The organism is Micromonospora sp. NPDC050200, from assembly GCF_040656135.1.
Classification (GTDB): domain Bacteria; phylum Actinomycetota; class Actinomycetes; order Mycobacteriales; family Micromonosporaceae; genus Micromonospora.
Map to the genome: position 1 here is coordinate 19,714 of NZ_JBFALG010000037.1, position 15,807 is coordinate 35,520.

General features: G+C 74.5%; 18 protein-coding genes. 8 read left to right on the plus strand and 10 right to left on the minus strand.

What is annotated here, in order from left to right:
* The first annotated feature begins 131 nt into the window (after positions 1-131).
* Positions 132-329, plus strand: coding sequence for a hypothetical protein (locus AB0I41_RS22905; RefSeq protein ID WP_357110961.1), 198 nt, complete (start codon positions 132-134; stop codon positions 327-329).
* Here the strand turns inward: AB0I41_RS22905 and AB0I41_RS22910 are convergent.
* From AB0I41_RS22910 to AB0I41_RS22930, 5 genes are all read right to left on the minus strand, one after another.
* Positions 272-607, minus strand: coding sequence for a hypothetical protein (locus AB0I41_RS22910; RefSeq protein WP_357110964.1), 336 nt, complete (start codon positions 605-607; stop codon positions 272-274). The genes AB0I41_RS22905 and AB0I41_RS22910 overlap by 58 nt on opposite strands.
* A 92-nt stretch (positions 608-699) precedes the next feature.
* On the minus strand, positions 700-1,596 hold the full coding sequence (locus AB0I41_RS22915) for an aldo/keto reductase (RefSeq protein ID WP_357110967.1): 897 nt from the start codon (positions 1,594-1,596) through the stop codon (positions 700-702).
* Positions 1,597-1,669: 73 nt separating this feature from the next.
* The gene (locus AB0I41_RS22920; RefSeq protein ID WP_357110971.1) at positions 1,670-2,902 is read right to left on the minus strand and encodes an MFS transporter; all 1,233 of its coding nucleotides are present in this window, start codon (positions 2,900-2,902) and stop codon (positions 1,670-1,672) included.
* A 96-nt stretch (positions 2,903-2,998) separates the two neighbouring features.
* Positions 2,999-4,123: an FUSC family protein gene (locus tag AB0I41_RS22925; protein WP_357110974.1), complete on the minus strand. Its 1,125-nt coding sequence runs from the start codon at positions 4,121-4,123 to the stop codon at positions 2,999-3,001.
* A gap of 48 nt (positions 4,124-4,171) precedes the next feature.
* A complete protein-coding gene (locus AB0I41_RS22930; protein ID WP_357110977.1) occupies positions 4,172-4,993 on the minus strand; it encodes an NAD(P)H-binding protein in 822 nt (273 codons plus the stop codon).
* 81 nt (positions 4,994-5,074) lie between these two features.
* On the opposite strand from AB0I41_RS22930, the gene AB0I41_RS22935 reads away from it, so the two are divergent.
* Positions 5,075-6,013: an AraC family transcriptional regulator gene (locus AB0I41_RS22935; protein WP_357110980.1), complete on the plus strand. Its 939-nt coding sequence runs from the start codon at positions 5,075-5,077 to the stop codon at positions 6,011-6,013.
* A 201-nt stretch (positions 6,014-6,214) separates the two neighbouring features.
* Here AB0I41_RS22935 and AB0I41_RS22940 read toward each other — a convergent pair whose 3' ends face one another.
* Positions 6,215-6,844: a TetR/AcrR family transcriptional regulator gene (locus AB0I41_RS22940; RefSeq protein WP_357110983.1), complete on the minus strand. Its 630-nt coding sequence runs from the start codon at positions 6,842-6,844 to the stop codon at positions 6,215-6,217.
* A gap of 67 nt (positions 6,845-6,911) precedes the next feature.
* On the opposite strand from AB0I41_RS22940, the gene AB0I41_RS22945 reads away from it, so the two are divergent.
* Entirely contained in the window at positions 6,912-8,072 is a 1,161-nt protein-coding gene (locus AB0I41_RS22945) for an FAD-dependent monooxygenase (protein WP_357110985.1), read from the plus strand.
* Between the two features lie 29 nt (positions 8,073-8,101).
* Here the strand turns inward: AB0I41_RS22945 and AB0I41_RS22950 are convergent, their stop codons facing one another.
* From AB0I41_RS22950 to AB0I41_RS22965, 4 genes are read right to left on the minus strand one after another with little or no spacing between them, the layout of a single operon-like run.
* Complete coding sequence (locus AB0I41_RS22950) at positions 8,102-8,590, minus strand: NUDIX domain-containing protein (protein ID WP_357110988.1); 489 nt, start codon at positions 8,588-8,590, stop codon at positions 8,102-8,104.
* 16 nt (positions 8,591-8,606) lie between these two features.
* Complete coding sequence (locus AB0I41_RS22955; protein ID WP_357110991.1) at positions 8,607-9,632, minus strand: adenosine deaminase family protein; 1,026 nt, start codon at positions 9,630-9,632, stop codon at positions 8,607-8,609.
* Between the two features lie 11 nt (positions 9,633-9,643).
* A complete protein-coding gene (locus tag AB0I41_RS22960; protein ID WP_357110994.1) occupies positions 9,644-11,062 on the minus strand; it encodes a transposase in 1,419 nt (472 codons plus the stop codon).
* The gene (locus AB0I41_RS22965) at positions 11,059-11,676 is read right to left on the minus strand and encodes an IS607 family transposase (protein WP_357110997.1); all 618 of its coding nucleotides are present in this window, start codon (positions 11,674-11,676) and stop codon (positions 11,059-11,061) included. The genes AB0I41_RS22960 and AB0I41_RS22965 overlap by 4 nt, the downstream gene beginning before the upstream one ends.
* A 275-nt stretch (positions 11,677-11,951) precedes the next feature.
* Between AB0I41_RS22965 and AB0I41_RS22970 the strand changes: the two genes are divergently transcribed.
* From AB0I41_RS22970 to AB0I41_RS22990, 5 genes are all read left to right on the plus strand, one after another.
* Positions 11,952-12,764 carry a DUF3153 domain-containing protein gene (locus AB0I41_RS22970; RefSeq protein ID WP_357111000.1) on the plus strand — a complete coding sequence of 271 codons (813 nt, stop codon included), beginning with the start codon at positions 11,952-11,954 and terminating at the stop codon, positions 12,762-12,764.
* A gap of 113 nt (positions 12,765-12,877) precedes the next feature.
* The gene (locus AB0I41_RS22975; RefSeq protein ID WP_357111003.1) at positions 12,878-13,225 is read left to right on the plus strand and encodes a hypothetical protein; all 348 of its coding nucleotides are present in this window, start codon (positions 12,878-12,880) and stop codon (positions 13,223-13,225) included.
* 14 nt (positions 13,226-13,239) lie between these two features.
* Positions 13,240-13,848, plus strand: a complete 609-nt coding sequence (locus AB0I41_RS22980) for a glycine zipper family protein (RefSeq protein WP_357111006.1) — start codon at positions 13,240-13,242, stop codon at positions 13,846-13,848.
* A complete protein-coding gene (locus tag AB0I41_RS22985; RefSeq protein ID WP_357111009.1) occupies positions 13,845-14,540 on the plus strand; it encodes a carboxypeptidase-like regulatory domain-containing protein in 696 nt (231 codons plus the stop codon). The genes AB0I41_RS22980 and AB0I41_RS22985 overlap by 4 nt, the downstream gene beginning before the upstream one ends.
* Positions 14,541-14,570: 30 nt before the next feature.
* The gene (locus AB0I41_RS22990; protein ID WP_357111013.1) at positions 14,571-15,806 is read left to right on the plus strand and encodes a phage tail sheath subtilisin-like domain-containing protein; all 1,236 of its coding nucleotides are present in this window, start codon (positions 14,571-14,573) and stop codon (positions 15,804-15,806) included.
* Position 15,807: the final 1 nt, after the last annotated feature.

Here is a 15,807-nt window from a genome sequence, read left to right on the forward strand (position 1 = left end):
GACCCCGACGGGGCAAAGTCGACGGTCGATCGGGAAAGGACCCGGCCATCGCGGAACTGGCGTTCCACCGGTTCGCCGGACGGGTCTGGCGGTGCCCGGGCGATCCCGACCGGGACAATGTCCGGCCCGGCGTGGCGCTGATCACCGACGAGCGCGGCGCCGTGCTGGTCGACGCCGGGCACAGCCCGGGCCACGCCCGGGAGATCCGGGCCGGCCACGCCGACCCGGTGACCCTCGACGAGGCCCGCGCCGCCGTCGAGGGGTGCGGCGGTCAGCGCATCCGGCGTTCCGGGTGGGCCCGGTTCCAGGCGCGCATCCGCTCCGGGTAGCCGGTCTTCGCCGCCTCGTAGAGCGGCACGGCGTGCCGGTCGGCCAGCTTCGCCGCGGCCCGCGGCGAGCCGGTCCGGCGGCGGATCCACTCCCCGTCGTGGGCGATCGCCACCACGGTGGTGTCGGTGGCGGTGGTCTCCGGCTCCAGGTAGAACTCCACGCCGTGCCGGCTCGTCACGAACTGCGCCAACGCGGCCAGGTCCTCGGGGGTGGCCTCCCGGTCGAGCTTCGTCGGGGTGTGGGTGGCGGTCCGGGACCGCCGGCTGAACCAGCCCATCTGCCCGCTCCTCTCCTCGGCGTTCCTCCAGTGGAGCACCCGCGCCTGGCAGTCGGCTGCGAGGACGGTGACAGAAAGCTGACGGTACGTGCTCAGCCGAGCGCGGTCAGCTCCTCGGCGGAGAGCCGCAGCGCGCCGGCTGCGACGTTCTGCACCAGATGCGCCACATCGCCGGTGCCGGGGATGGCCAGCACGTGCGGCCCCTGGTGCAGGGTCCAGGCGAGGCGCACCTGGTGCGGGGTGACGCCGTGGGCCAGCGCGACCGCCTGGACGGCGGCGTCGTGGTCGGCCGCCGCGCCGGCCTCCCGCCGGGCGCCGGCGAGGGCGAAGAACGGCACGTACGCCACCCCACGCGCGCCGCACTCGCGCAGCAGGGCGTCCTGGTCGCCCCGGTTGTCGATCGCGTAGTTGTTCTGCACGCAGACCACCGGGGCGATGGCCTGCGCCTCGTCGAGGTGGTCGAGGCGGACGTTGGACAGGCCGAGGTGCCGGATCAGCCCGGCGTCGCGCAGCTCGGCCAGCGCGCCGAAGGACTCCGTGACCGAGTCCCGCCCGGGCCGCTTCACGATCCGCAGGTTCACCACGTCGAGGTGGTCGCGGCCGAGCCGGCGCAGGTTCTGCTCCACCTGGGCGCGCAGCTGGGCCGGCGTGGCCTCCTCGCGCAGGCCGGTCGCCGGGTCGTACCCGAAGCCGACCTTGGTGGCGATCACCAGGTCGTCCGGGTACGGGGCGAGCGCGGCGCGGATCAGCTCGGTGGCGTACCGGGCGGGGCCGGTGCCGACGTTCAGGGTGCCGCCGGGCGAGACGTAGAAGGCGGCGGTGTCGATGTGGTCGACGCCCAGCTCGACGGCGCGGCGCAGCACCCGGACCGCCCGGTCGGGGTCCGGGTCGGGGGTGATCCGCATCGAGCCGAATCCCATCCGGCGGACGGTGCGGTCGCCCAGGGTCCAGCTGCCCGCGGCGGCCGCGGTGATCTCTTCGATAGGCATCCGGCGACCCTAGCCAGCGCCGGTGAGCGGCGCAGTCGGCCGCGCACCCGATACCGGTGCCGACCGGTCGCTGCTAACTTGGTTGCACTGGAGTGATCCGCCCGCCGGCACCGGCCGGGGGCCGGGTCACCGGCACCAACGCCAGCGTGGGCAGCAGCAGCACCGGCACCACCAGCAGCGCGTGCAGGGTGCCGACCCGGTCGCCGAGCAGGCCGAGCAGCGGCGGCCCGGCCAGGAACGCCGTGTAGCCGAGCACCGCGACCACGCTGACCCGCGCCGGCGCCCGGTTCTCCTCGTCGGCGGCGGCGCTCATCCCCACCGGGAAGCCCAGCGAGGCGCCGAGCCCCCAGAGCGCCACCCCGGCGACGGCGACCGGCCCGGAGCCGGCCAGCACCGCCACCGCCGCGCCGAAGGCGGCGAGCAGGATGGTGGCGAACAGGACGGGCACCCGCCCCCAGCGGTCGAGGGCGACGGTGCCGACGGTGCGCCCGATCGTCATGCCGGTGACGAAGACACCGAAGACGGCGGCGCCGACGGCCTCGCTCGTCCCGTACCCGTCGACGAAGGCGACCGCGAGCCAGTCGTTGGCGCTGCCCTCGGCGAACGCCATGATCAGCACCAGCAGGCCGATGAGCAGGGTGCGCGGCTCCCGCCAGGCGGCGAGGAGGCCACCGCGCCGGGTGGCGGAGGTGTCCGTGCTCGGCTGGGCGGGCAGGAATGCGCGGGCGGCGAGCAGCGTGCCGCCGAGCACGACCGCCGCCAGCACCGCCAGGTGCGCGCCGATCGGCACCCCGGCACGGGCGGCCCCGGCGCCGATCCCCGCGCCGGCCACCGAGCCGAGGCTCCAGGCGGCGTGGAACCGCGGCATGACGGTGCGCCCCAGCCGCTTCTCGACGGCGGCGCCCTCGACGTTCATCGCCACGTCGCAGGTGCCGGAGCCGTAGCCGAGGGCGAACAGGCCCACCGCCACGCCGGGCAGCGAACCGGCGACCCCCGCGGCCACCCCCACCCCGGTCAGCCCGACCGCCAGCAGCACGGTGGACAGCACCACCGTGCGGGCCGCGCCGAGGCGCTGGGTCACCAGCCCGGCGGTGGTCAGGGCCAGCACCGCGCCAGCAGACATGGCCAGCAGCAGCAGGCCGAGCCGGCCGGCGCTGAGCCCGAGCGCCTCGCGGACCGCGGGGACCCGCGAGAACCAGGTCGCCACGGCGAGGCCGTTGAGGGCGAAGACCACCGCGACGCCGGTGCGGGCGGCCAGCACCCGCTGGGGCACGGCGGGGCGCTGCGCGGTGACGAGTGGGCTCACGCGGTGCGGTCCTTCCGCGGGTACGACGTTCCGCAGTCGATCACACACCGGATTCGGCACGACTACAAGCCGGATGCGCTCCTTACCACATGCTGGTCAGAGCGCGGGCAGGCCGAGCGCCTCGTCGACCCGGGCCAGCACGGCGGCGTCGTCGTCGGCCCGTACGCCCCGCAGCAGGTCGATGGCGGTGGCCCGGACCTGACCGACGATCATGGCCAGCGGGAGGGTCTGGCCGGGGGTGAAGAGCCGCCCGGCGACGCGTACCGCCTCCAGGGCGGCGGCGTCGGCGCGCGCGGCGTGCCGGTCGCCGGCCTCCTCCGCGCCGTCGAGGTCGGCGGCGAGCGCCTCGCCGGCCGCCCGGACCGCCTCGGCCAGGCCGCGCAGGGCCGCGCCCAGCTCGGGCGGCACCGGGGTGGGCAACCGGTTGAACGTCACGCCGGCCCGGGCGAGGACCCGCACGTTGCGCACCGCGTAGTCGAGCTGGCCCACCGTGGCGTCGACCGTGCGCAGCCGGCCGATGTGCCGGCGTCGCCGGACGTTGAGGCGGACCGCCTCGTCGGCGGCGAGCGCGGCGGTACGCAGCCGCTCCACCCCGGCGTCGAGCTGACGGGCCCGGTCCAGGGCGGCCAGCGCGCCCGCCTCGTCCCGGTCGTCGAGAGCGGCGCCGACCTCCTCCAGCACCTCGGCCATCCCGTCGAAGGTGCGCCGGAACTCGGCGACCAGCGGGGCGAGCGGCCGCCGGGCGTCGATCAGCTGACTGGCCACGACCGCCACCGCGCCGCCGATCAGCGCGTCGACGAACCGGAACGGCACCAGCGACTCGGTCGGTGGCGAGACCACCACCAGATAGAGGGCGGAGACCGCGGCCTGCACCACGGAGACCGTGCTCGCCCCGATCGCCACCGCCAGGGCGATGGTGAGCAGGATGACCGTGAACACCGTCCAGGTGGTGCGCGGCCCGAGCGCCTGCACCACCAGGTCGGCGACGAGCACGCCGGCGGCGACCCCGAGCACCACCTCGACCGCCCGGCGGACCCGCTGGCCCCGGGCCTGGCCGAGCACGATCAGCGCGGCGGCGGGGGCGAAGAACGGCTGCGGGTGCCCGACCAGCCGGGCGGCCAGGATCCACGCCACGGTGGCGGCCAGGGTCGTCTCGACCACCGGTAGCCAGCCCTGCCGCAGCCGCCCGGCGGCTTCCCGGAACCAGCCCCACCGGACCATCGCCGCCTCCTCCGCCCGACCGGGCCCCACCGTAGCCCGGTGGGCGGCTCAGTGCCGCCAGGCCCCCGCCGCCTCCGTCGCGTACCCCCGGAAGTCGCGCGGCGGACGGCCGAGGACCCGCTGGACGCCGTCGGCCAGCCGGGCGTTGCGGCCGTCGAGGACCTCGGTGAACAGGTACGTCAGCAGCGCCACCTCCTCCGTCGAGACGCCCGCGGCGGTCAGCTCGGTCGCGTACGCGGAGCTGCTGACCGGGACGAAGCGCACGGGCCGGCCGGCGGCGGTGGCGATCTCGGCGACCGCCTCGGCGAAGGTCAGCAGCCGGGGGCCGGTCAGCTCGTAGGTCGCGCCGGCGTGCCCCGGCTCGGTGAGGGCGGCGACGGCGACCTCGGCGATGTCGTCGGCGTCGACGAAGGGCTCCGGCACGTCACCCACGGGCAGCGCGACGAACCCGGCCCGCACCGGCTCCGCCAGGTAACCCTCGCTGAAGTTCTGGGCGAACCAGCTGGCCCGCAGCACGGTGCAGTCAACGCCGCTCGCCGCGACGGCCCGCTCGGCCTCGGCCGCCTCCGGCTCGCCGCGCCCGGAGAGCAGCACCAGCCGCCGGACGCCGTGGTCGGCGGCGAGGCGGGCGAGGTCCCCGACCGTCCCGACCGCCCCCGGCGCGGCCAGGTCCGGCTGGTACGCGAGGTAGACCGCGTCGATGCCGTCGAGCGCCGGCTTCCAGGTGTCCCGGTCGGTCCAGTCGAAGGGCGGCGTGCCGGCGCGGGAGCCGATCCGGGTCGGTATGCCGCGCTCGGTGAGCCGCCGCGCGACCCGCCGTCCGGTCTTGCCGGTGCCGCCGAGGACGAGTGTGGTGACGTGTTCGGTCATGGGTCCAGTCAACCGATCGGACGTGAGACGCTGAATGGTCGTCGCTCGCTCGGACATACGCGCGCGTCTACGATCGCCACTGTGGATCTTCTGACCGGTCTGCTCGACGGCCCCCGCGCCCGGGGCGCGTTTCTGCTCCGCTCGCTGCTGGACCCGCCGTTCGCGCTGCGGATCTCCGACCGCGCGCCGTTGACCGTGGTGGCCGTGGTGCGCGGCACCGCGTGGGTGGTGCCCGACGCCAGCACGGCCGAGTTGCTGCGTCCCGGGGACGTGGCGGTGCTGCGCGGCCCGGACGCGTACACCGTCGCCGACGACCCGGCCACCGCGCCGCAGGTGGTCATCCACCCCGGCCAGCGGTGCACCACGCTGCGCGGCGAGCCGCTGACCACCACCCCGGCGGCCGGGGTGCGCACCTGGGGCACCGGGACGCCGGGTGAGACCGCGCTGCTGACCGGGACGTACCAGTTGCCGGGCGAGGTGAACCAGCGGCTGCTCGCCGCCCTGCCCCCGCTGCTGGTGGTCCGCGCGGACGAGTGGCACAGCCCGCTGGTCGGGCTGCTCGCCGAGGAGGTGGTGCGGGACTCCCCCGGCCAGGAGGCCGTCCTCGACCGGCTGCTCGACCTGCTGCTGATCGCCGTCCTGCGCACCTGGTTCGACCGGCCCGGCGCGACCCCCTCCTGGTACGCGGCGGCGGCCGACCCGGTGGTCGGACCGGCCCTGCGCCTGCTCCGCGACGACCCGGCGCGCCCCTGGACGGTGGCGTCGCTGGCCGCCGAGGTCGGGGTGTCCCGGGCCGCGCTGGCCCGCCGCTTCACCGAGCTGGTCGGCGAGCCGCCGATGGCGTACCTGACCAGCTGGCGGCTGAGCCTCGCGGCGGACCTGCTGCGCGAGCCGGACGCCACGCTCGGCGCGGTCGCCCGCCAAGTCGGTTACGGCAGCCCGTTCGCGCTGAGCACCGCCTTCCGCCGGGTACGCGGCATCAGCCCCCGCGACCACCGCAGCCGCGCCCCGGTCACCTGACCCCGCTCCCGCTCGGCGCTGCTCTCGATCCACTGAGGATCTCCGACGCGACACGCCGGCAACCCCGCCGGAAATCGTCAGACGATCACCGCTCGCCGGCGTCGCACGGGCGAGCCTGGGCCGCGCCCCGACCGGCCCGCACGCGTCGCGGGCGCGTCGCACGACGGGCGCGGGACGGTAGGGAGGCGTCGGACGAGGGCGTCACGCGCCGGTGAAGGCGCGGAGCAGGGCGCGGACGGCCGCGCGCAGGTCCTCGCGGCTCTCCGCGGTGCCGGGCGGAGGTGCACTGAGCGCGCCGGCGCCGACGAGGCGGTCGAAGAGCAGCCCGTCGACGAAGGCGACGAACTGGTCGCCCTGCCGCCGCGGGTCCGGCGCGCCGGCGTCCGCCAGCAACGCGCGGGCCTGCTCCCGCAGCACGGTGCCGTGCGCCAGGATCCGCCGCAGCTCGGGGCGGTGGACGGCCTCCAGCAGGCAGGCGTAGCGGGCGAGGGTGCGGTCGCGGCCGGTGGTGAGCCACCGGTCCAGCACCTCCGCCGTCGCCACCGCGAGCTGGTCGAGGTCGGCCGGGGTGAGCCTCGGTGTCCGCCCGGCGGACGGCGCCTCGGTGGGCAGCTCCCGGTCCGCCAGGTCGGCCCGCTCCAGGTCGACCAGGCGCCGCACCACCGCCTCGATCAGTGCCTGCCGGGTCCGCAGGTACGCCGACGTGGTGCCGAGCGGCACCCCGGCCCGGGCGTCGACGGCCCGGTGGGTCAGCACCCGCATCCCGCCCTCGGCGAGCAGCGCGATCGCCGCGTCGGCCAGCGCCGCCACCCGTGCGGGCCGCCCGCTCATCCGTGCCCCCTCGTCGTCCTTCTACGGCTGTAGTATGAACTTCTACAGCTGTAGAAGGGTGGTCGGGATGGACGGACACGCGATCGTGGTCGGCGGCGGGATCGGTGGCCTGGCCGCCGCGCTCGCCCTGCACCTGGCGGGCTGGCAGGTCACCGTGCTCGAACGCGCGCCCGAGCTGGGTGAGGTGGGCGCCGGGCTGACTCTGATGTCCAACGCGCTGCGCGGGCTGGACGCGCTCGGCGTCGGGGAGGCCGTCCGCGCGCACGGCCGGGCCGAGACACCCGGCGGGCTGCAGACCCGGGACGGACGCTGGCTGTCCAGGATCGACGCCGCCGAGCTGACCCGGCAGCTGGGCACCACCGCGCTCGGGGTCCACCGGGCGACCCTGCACGGCGTCCTGCGCGACGCCCTGCCGGCGACCGCGCTGCGCACCGACGCCGAGGTGCTCGACGTGACGACCGGCCCGGACGGCGCCCGGGTGCACCTCCGCTGGCGCGGCGAGCCCGCCGAGCTCGCCGCCGACCTGGTGGTCGGCGCCGACGGCCTACGCTCGGTCGTCCGCTCCCGACTCTGGCCGGAGCACCCGGTGCCGGCGTACGCCGGGGCGACGGCCTGGCGGGCCGCGATCCGGTGGGACGACCCGCTGCCGACCGCGGTGAGCTGGGGCCCAGGCGCCGAGTTCGGCATGGTCCCGCTCGGCGCGGACGGGGTCTACTGGTACGCCGCGGTCAACGCCCGGCCCGGCGAGCGGGCCCCCGACGAGCTGGCCGCCGTGCGGGAGCGCTTCGGTGACTGGCACGACCCGATCCCGGCGCTGCTGGCCGCCACCCGGCCGGAGCAGGTGCTGCGCCACGACCTGCACCACCTCGGCACGCCGCTGCCGTCCTACGTGTGGGGTCGGGTGGCGCTGCTGGGCGACGCGGCGCACGCGATGACCCCGTACCTCGGTCAGGGCGCCTGCCAGGCGATCGAGGACGCGGTGACGCTCGGCGTGGCCTGCGCCGACGGGCCAGCACACCTCGACGCCGCGCTCGCCCGTTACGACCGGGAGCGCCGCCCCCGCAGCCAGGCGGTGGCCCGGGCCTCGGCCCGCGCCGGCCGGTACGGCCAGCAGCTACGCCACCCGGTCGGGGTCGCGCTCCGCGACGCCCTGATCCGGCTCACCCCGGCCCGCGTCGCGCTGCGCCAGGCGGCCCGGTACGCCGACTGGTGCCCGCCGCGCCGCTGAGCCCGACCCCGCTCAGACGCGCCGGCGGGTCAGCGACCGGCGGTGGCCAGGCCGGCGTACTCGGGCGAGGCCGGGAAGCGGGTCAGCACCGCCACGGTGCCCGGGGTGTACGGGCGGCCGTCGAGCACCTCGCCGGCCGGGACGAAGAGCATCGCCGCGCCCTCGCCGAGCACCACGTCCTCCTGCCGGGCCCGGGTCGCGCCGCAGGAGTAGTGCTTCACCCAGCCCAGCTCCGGCAGCTCCTGGCGGGCGAAGAGCCGCAGCTCCCCGTCGGGGCTCAGCCCGGTCTCCTCGTACAGCTCCCACACCGCGGCCTCCGCGACGGTCTCCCCCGGCTCCCACTGCCCGCCCGGCAACCCCCACACGTTCGGGTGGTACGCGGCGTGCCCGTCGCGCAGCTGGAGCAGCAGTCGGCCGGCCGGGTCGACCAGCAGGACGCCGGCGGCGACGAAACGCAGGCGGTCAGCCCAGGTGCCGGGGCGGGCCACGGTGGTCCGCCCCGGCGACGACCGGCGCACGGCCAGGGCGGTCGGGTCAGAGCGGACTGTCGACGTGGTGGTTGTCGTACCGCCGGACCGGTTCCGGCACGCACCTGCCGTACGCCCCGACGCCGATGTCGGTCAGCCACCGCCGGGTCGGCGCGTCGCAGAGCGCCCCGGCCAGCCCCGCCGCGTACGCCTCGGCCGGTCCGACCCCGAGCCGGGCGGCCACGGCGTACTCCCCGGCGAGGGTGATGCCGAAGATGGCGGGGTCGTCGGTGGAGACCGAGCAGCGCACCCCGGCCGCGGTGAGCACGGTCAACGGGTGCGGCCGGTCCGGCGCGGCGACACCCAGCCGCAGGTTGGACGTGGGGGTCACGTCCAGCACGGTGCCCCGCCCGGCCAGCTCGGCTACGAGATCAGGGTCGTCGACCGCGCGCACCCCGTGGCGGACCCGGGCCGCGCCCATGGCGAGGACCTCGCGGACGGCCTGCGGGCCGGCGGCCTCCCCGGCGTGCGGGACGAAGGGCAGCCCGCCGTCGGCGGCGATCCGCACCGCGCGGGCGTGCGGGGCGGTGGGGTACCGGCCCTCGGCGCCGGAGAGGCCGAAGCCGACCACGCCCCGGCCGGCGAAGCGGGTCGCGATCCGGGCCGCCTCCTCGGCGAAGGCGACGTCCTGGCCCCGGAAGACCTGCGGGGTCAGTCCGATCGCGACCCCGTGCCGCTCCCGGGCCTCGGCGGCGGCGTCGCAGCAGGCGGCCAGCACGTCCGCCCAGCCCGACGGGCCGCCGAGCCGCTCCTCGGCGTCCACGATCGGCTCCAGGTACACCGCGCCCTGCCCGGCCGCCTCGGCGGCGTACGCCAGCAGGATTCGCCGGTAGTCCTCCGGCGTGCGCAGGCAGGCGGTCAGCGCGTTCCAGGTGGCAATGAAGTCGTAGAGGTCGGTGAAGGCGTACGGCGGCTCGGGCGGCACGGGCGCGGCCATGCCGTGGACGCGGGCGATCGCGGCGAGCAGCGCCGGACGGACGGTCCCCTCCAGGTGCACGTGCAGTTCGATCTTCGGCGGGTGGGCGAGGGCCATCGCACTGCTTCCTACTCGTTGCTCATAGCTGAGCGGTTCGGATGGTTCGCTCTCCGCCCAGCGGTGGCTGGGCTGGAGTCCTGGACCGGCAGTCTGGTCCGGTGGCGATCGGTCCGGTCCTGCAGGATCTGCTTCACCCTGTGGTGTGGGGTGTGCAGGGCGATGTCGGGGTCGCCGGCTCGGTGCAGGATGTTGATCGCGGCGTTCACGTCGGCCTGCCACACCACCCCGCACCGGGTGCAGTGAAACCGGTCCCCGCTGCGTCGGCCGAACCGGCCGCAGCGGTGACAGGCTTGTGAGGTGTAGGCGGCGTTGACGGGAACGAGCGCAGAACCTCTACGCTCCGACACGCTTTTCAGGGCCTCGGCGGTGATTCCTTTGGTCCACGCGGCGAGACGCCGGTTGATGTTCTTGCCGAGCTTCTTGCGGCCGGCGAAGCGTTTGGTCAGGTCTTCGGCGACCACGGTGACGGCCTTGTCCACGACCCGGTGCACGGCGCGGAAGATCTCCGTACGCACCCGCGCCCGGTGCCGGGCCGCCTGCCGATCCCGCTTCACCGTGCCGAGGTTGTTGACCTTGATCCGGTGCGCTTTCGCGTGGTCACCACGCAGGGCGGCGGTGTTCGCGATCGAGCGCAGCTTCGCCCGACGCCGGTTACGTTCCTTCAACCGATCCGACTCCGCGGTCAGCAGCACGCCGAGCCCTGCACCGTGGGGCTGGCCGTCGGAGTCGGTCAGGGCTTCGGTGTAGCCCTTGTCCACACCGACCGTCCGGTCGCCGCACGGCCGCTGTGACGACCGCATCTGCGCCGCGTCGATCTGGTAGTGCACCTCGACCCGGCCGCCGCGCAGGATCAGCCGTAGCGTGCCCGTCGGGGCTACGGTCGTGGACAGCGGGATCTTGACCATCTGCCGACGTTGCAGGCCCGGGACTGACAGCCACAACCGACCACACCCGTCGACGACGGTGTTGTAGTTGTCGGCGCGCACCACGATCTGATCGCGGGTGTGGTTGCGGCCCCGCTTCCAATGCTTGCGCATCTGCCGAGCCAGGAACGGATCCTGGGCCCACCGCTCGGCCTGCAATGCCGCGAACATCCGCTTGCGCTGCACCGGATCATCGGTGCGTCGGCTTATCGCCCGCCGGACCTCGGCCTTGGCCGCCTCCATGTTCGCTCCGATGTCGGCCATGGCGTCGCGGACGGTTTCCTTCCACGCGTTCGCCAGCACACCAAACGAGAGGTGCGTGCCGTCAGCCAGCCAGCGGTCACGCACCTGCCGATCCCGCAGCCCGGACCCGACTCCGAGGATCGAGCCGTAACGCTGCCACACCTCGCTACGCACCCGACCCAACCGACGGGCCTGCTCCACCAGGGCGGCGTACTTGCCCGGATTCAGACGGGCCGAGTAAGCGATCCGGGTGACCTTCACCGGCCGCCCGCCACGGTCAAGTCCGCCCCTTCGAGTTCCTTCTCGTAGCGGCGCAGACCGTACAGCCGGCACGAGAAGGCGTGCACGACGGCCAGGAGGTCCTCGACCAGTTCCTGCCGTGGGGACAGGGACTCCTGGTTGGCGACGATGATCTCGCAGCCGTTGCGGGCCGCCACGTGCTCCAGGAAGTCGAAGCCGAACCGGGCCAACCGGTCCTTGTGCGCCACCACCAACGTGGCGACCTCACCCCGGTCGACAGCGTCCATCAACGCCAGGAACTTCTCCCGCCGCAGGTCCATCCCGCCGCCGACCTCGCTGACCCACTCATCCACGGCCAGACCACGAGCCAGGCAGAACTGCTGCATCGCCGCCACCTGCGAGGCCAAATCCGACCTCTGACCCGACGACGAGACCCGGCAATACACCACAACCTTCCGCCGCCCGGCGTCGAAACCCGGCCGCAGCACCCTACGCACATCCGAATCGTCGAAATACCGCTGCCCCGACGGCAGACGACGGGCCACGATCCGACCCTCCGCCTCCCACCGACGCACCGTACTCACCGAACGGCCCACCCGCTTGGCAAACTCGCCGATCCGATACACACTACCCACAACAGTCAATTATGGACAGCTCTAGAAAGGAAAGCAACCACGAGTAGCTGCTCCTCGGGCGCGAGCGTCGCGGGCACCGTCCATCCTGCCCGGAACCGGTCGGGCCGAACTCCCCCGGGTGGGGGAAATGAAATCGCTCGGGCCAACCCTCCAGAATATCGATTGCGCACTTTTCCGGCGTCAGCCGAATGGGAGAACGGGCCGGTAAGATCGGTGACAGCGTTGTGACTGATCGCTGACTGCGGATAGTGAGGGCGATCACACACACTGCTCCCATGGATATGGGACTCCACCGCGGCAGGGCATTCCGCCTCGCGGTGTGTCTCGCCCTGGTGGCGGCGCTCACCGGGTGCATGCAGCTCAACATCGGACTGACCGTCAACGCCGACGACACGATCGACGGGCAACTGCTGCTGACCGCCGAGAAGCGGGTGTTGACCAGCAACAACAGAACGGTCCAGGTCGGCTTCGCCGAGCTGCGGCAGAACATCCCCACCTTGCCGACGGGCGAGGAACGCGTCTACGAGAACGACAACTTCTACGGTTCCCTGATCACCTACCACCACATCCCGCTGAAGGATTTCACCAGCGAGAGCGTGAAACTGGTCCGGGACGGCGATCTCTACCGGTTCAGCCTCCCGCTCGATCCGAAGAAGTACGGCGGGAAAGTGGCCGAACAGGATCCACGGAACCAGGCCGCGTTCATGCAGTTGATGTCGTTCGAGATTTCCGTGACCTTCCCCGCTCGCGTAATCGACACCAATGGCACGGTCACCGGCCGCTCGGTCACCTGGAAGGTCGGGTCCAACCGCGACAAGCCGACCGAGCTGCGGGCGGTGGCCGAGGCGCCGGCGAAGCCCTCGCCGTCCGCCACCGGAGCCGCCGGCTCGGGCGGGGACACCGACGGCTCGTTCCCCTGGCTCCTGGTCGTCGGGACGGTGGTCGTCCTGCTCGTGGTCGGCGCGGTCGTCGCCGTCCTGCTGCTGCGCCGACGGGGCCGGTCCGCCGCCGTCCCCGCCACGACGCCGACGGGCGCGGCCGGCGCCCCGGCCGCCACGTCACCGGCCGAGCATCCGGGGCCGGTCTGACCCGACGGGTCGGAGCGCGCCCCACCCGGGCGGTCGGGCGGGGCAAGCCCACCCGGCCGCCGCACCTCACCACCACCACACCCCCTCCCGGCACCACCCGAAGGGAGATCGCCGTGAACGATCTCTTCACCTGGGCCGCCCTCGGCAGCCTCACCGGCGCGAGCGCCGCCACCCTGCTGACCGCCAACGTCGTCGGCGGCCTGCTCGGACCCACGGGCGACAAGGCCCGCAAATGGATCGCGCTGGGCGTCGCCCTCGCGCTGTCCTACCTGACCGCGGCGTTCGCCGCGGACGCCGGCGCCGAGAAGTGGGTCATCGCCTTCTTCAACGGGCTGATCATCTTCTCCGCCGCCCTCGGCATCAACCAGCTCCCGCCCGGCAACCGGCAGGCGACGCAGGCGTCGCCGAGCCGGCTCGCGCAGGGCGGCGCCGAGCCCCGCTACCTCCGTTCCTGGGTCTGAGAGAGGTGACCGGAATGGTATTCGGAATCATCAGCGCGGCGGTCCACATCCTGCTCGGCGCCGCGCTGGGCGGGTGGGCCGGCGGCACCCTCGGTCTGCTGATCGGCGCGGTCGCCGGTCTGCTCGTCGGCGCCCCGTTCGGCTGGGCGGTCGCCTCGGCCCAGGTGTACGGCCCGGACGCCCGCGGCGTCTGGCTCTTCGTCGTGGACCACACCTGGAGCCTGCTGAACACCGTCGTCGGTGCGGTCTACCTCGTCGTACACCTGGTCTTCGGCCACCAGCTCGACCGGACCACCTCGCAGCACAGCTGCCGGGTCAACGTCGTGGAGGGCGTCTCCCCGCGGTACGCCACCACGATCGGCACGGTCTGCGCCGGTTCCAGCACCGGCATCCAGCGGCACGAGGACGTGCACATCCTCCAGGGCCGGCTGCTCGGCCCGCTCTACATCCCGCTGGTGCTGCTGAACTACGTGCTCTTCACCATCGCCCCGGTCTGGTGGCTCTGGCACGACCACACCAACGCGCCGATCAACCGCTTCACCCGGTACTTCGAGATCGGCGTCTACCCGCACGTGTGGAACGAGGCCATCGCGTACCGGATCCAGGGGACCCCGCCGCGATGACCGACGACGGGCGTGGACCGGTCGAGGCGGCCACCGCCGACCTGGCGGCGTGGCTGGCCACGGCGGCGGGCGAGGTCGTCCCGGTCGGCCCGCCCGCCGCCGGCGGACCCGCCGACGGGCTGACGGTCTGGCCGCTGGAGCTGCGGCCCGGCCGGCAGACCCGCGGCACGGGCGGCCGGGAGCCGTACCGCCTCACGGTCCGCTACCTGCTCAGCGCGGCCGGCCCGGCGGCGCTGCCCCGGCTGGACCGGGTGCTCGCCGCCGCCGTCGTCGACGGCCAGCCGGAGGTGCTGCTGGAGGCCGGCGACCCCGGCCTGTGGCGGGCGTTCGGCGTGCCGCCCCGGCCGGCGCTGCTGATCGACGTGCCGGCGCAGGTGGCCCGGCCGCTGGCGGTGGCGCCGCCGGTGCTGCGCCCGCTGCGGCTGCGGCAGCTGCCGATGCGCACCCTGGACGGCCGGGTGGTCGGCCCGCAGCAGCAGCCCCTCGCCGCGATGCGGGTCGAACTGGTCGGCAGCCCGCACGCCACGCACACCGACTCGGCCGGCCGGTTCCGGCTCCCCGGCGTGCCGCACGACCCGGAACAGCCCGGCCCGGTCCGGCTGCGCCTGGTCGGCCGCGGCCACACCCTGACCGCCGAGGTCGACCCCGCCGAACCCGACCTCGTCATCGTCTGCGAACCCCCGCCCCGCTGACCCGGACCGCCCCGCGCACCAGGAGGACCGATGCCCAACTACTTCTCCCCCGGCATCTACGTCGAGGAGGTGCCGAGCGGGGCCCACCCGATCGGGCCGGTCGGCATGAGCACCGCCGCGTTCGTCGGGGTCGCCCCGGACCGGGACGCCCACGTGGACCGGGCGATGCCGGTGAACAGCTGGTCGGAGTTCCTGCGGCTCTACGCCGCCGGCGAGCGCCCGGAGAGCACCCCGCTGGCCCGCGCGGTCTTCGGCTTCCTCGACAACGGCGGCACCCGGTGCTGGGTGGTCAACGTCGGCGAGGGCGGCCAGCTCACCGGCGGCGGCCAGCGCCGCGCCGGCCTGCAACTGCTGGAGGCCGTGGACGAGGTCTCCATCCTCGCCGCGCCCGGCTTCCACGACCCGGTCTCGCACGAGGCGCTGCTGAGCATGGCCGAGCGGCTGCGCACGATGGTGGCGATCTGCGACCCGCCCCCGGGGATCGACGACATCTCGGGGCTGACCCGGGTCGCCACCCCGAGCTCCGCCCGCGCCCCCCGCGCCGCCGACGCCAAACCCGCCGAGGGTACGGCCAAGCCGGCCGACGACGACGGCGCCACCGCGTACCGGCCCCGGCAGTCGGACTTCGGCACCTGCTACTTCCCCTGGCTGCGGGTGCGCGACCCGCTCAGCGGCGAACTGGTGCTCACCCCGCCGAGCGGGCACGTGGCCGGCATCTGGGCCCGCACCGACGGGCTGCGCGGGGTGCACAAGGCCCCCGCCAACGAGCCGGTACGCGGCGCCGTCGACCTGGAATACCTGGTCACCCGCCCGGAGCACGACGTGCTCAACCCCAAGGGCGTCAACGTGATCCGCTACTTCGCCGGCGAGGGCATCCGGGTGTGGGGCGCCCGTACGCTCGCCGCCGAGGCCAGCGAATGGCGCTACCTCAACGTCCGGCGGCTGTCCATCTCCATCGAGCAGGCGATCGCCAACGGCACCCGCTGGATGGTCTTCGAGCCGAACGACTTCTCGCTCTGGCGCTCCATCCGGCGCGACATCGGCGCGTTCCTCACCCGGGTGTGGCGCGACGGCGCCCTGCTGGGGCGTACGCCGGAGGAGGCGTTCTTCGTCAAGTGCGACGAGGAGACCAACCCGGCCGACGTCCGCGACGCCGGCATGGTGGTCGCCCACATCGGCATCGCGGTGGTCAAGCCCGCGGAGTTCGTGGTGTTCAAGCTGAGCCAGTGGGCCGGTGGCACCGAGACCGAGACGATCGGAGGCTGAC

Bases quoted from the DNA above. Each gene is read 5' to 3' on its own strand.
- AB0I41_RS22990 (WP_357111013.1), top strand. From the start codon at position 14,571: ATGCCCAACTACTTCTCCCCCGGCATCTACGTCGAGGAGGTGCCGAGC.
- AB0I41_RS22955 (WP_357110991.1), bottom strand. From the start codon at position 9,632: ATGGCCCTCGCCCACCCGCCGAAGATCGAACTGCACGTGCACCTGGAG.
- AB0I41_RS22915 (WP_357110967.1), bottom strand. From the start codon at position 1,596: ATGCCTATCGAAGAGATCACCGCGGCCGCCGCGGGCAGCTGGACCCTG.
- AB0I41_RS22945 (WP_357110985.1), top strand. From the start codon at position 6,912: ATGGACGGACACGCGATCGTGGTCGGCGGCGGGATCGGTGGCCTGGCC.
- AB0I41_RS22910 (WP_357110964.1), bottom strand. From the start codon at position 607: ATGGGCTGGTTCAGCCGGCGGTCCCGGACCGCCACCCACACCCCGACG.
- AB0I41_RS22980 (WP_357111006.1), top strand. From the start codon at position 13,240: ATGGTATTCGGAATCATCAGCGCGGCGGTCCACATCCTGCTCGGCGCC.
- AB0I41_RS22930 (WP_357110977.1), bottom strand. From the start codon at position 4,993: ATGACCGAACACGTCACCACACTCGTCCTCGGCGGCACCGGCAAGACC.
- AB0I41_RS22940 (WP_357110983.1), bottom strand. From the start codon at position 6,844: ATGAGCGGGCGGCCCGCACGGGTGGCGGCGCTGGCCGACGCGGCGATC.
- AB0I41_RS22985 (WP_357111009.1), top strand. From the start codon at position 13,845: ATGACCGACGACGGGCGTGGACCGGTCGAGGCGGCCACCGCCGACCTG.
- AB0I41_RS22925 (WP_357110974.1), bottom strand. From the start codon at position 4,123: ATGGTCCGGTGGGGCTGGTTCCGGGAAGCCGCCGGGCGGCTGCGGCAG.
- AB0I41_RS22970 (WP_357111000.1), top strand. From the start codon at position 11,952: ATGGATATGGGACTCCACCGCGGCAGGGCATTCCGCCTCGCGGTGTGT.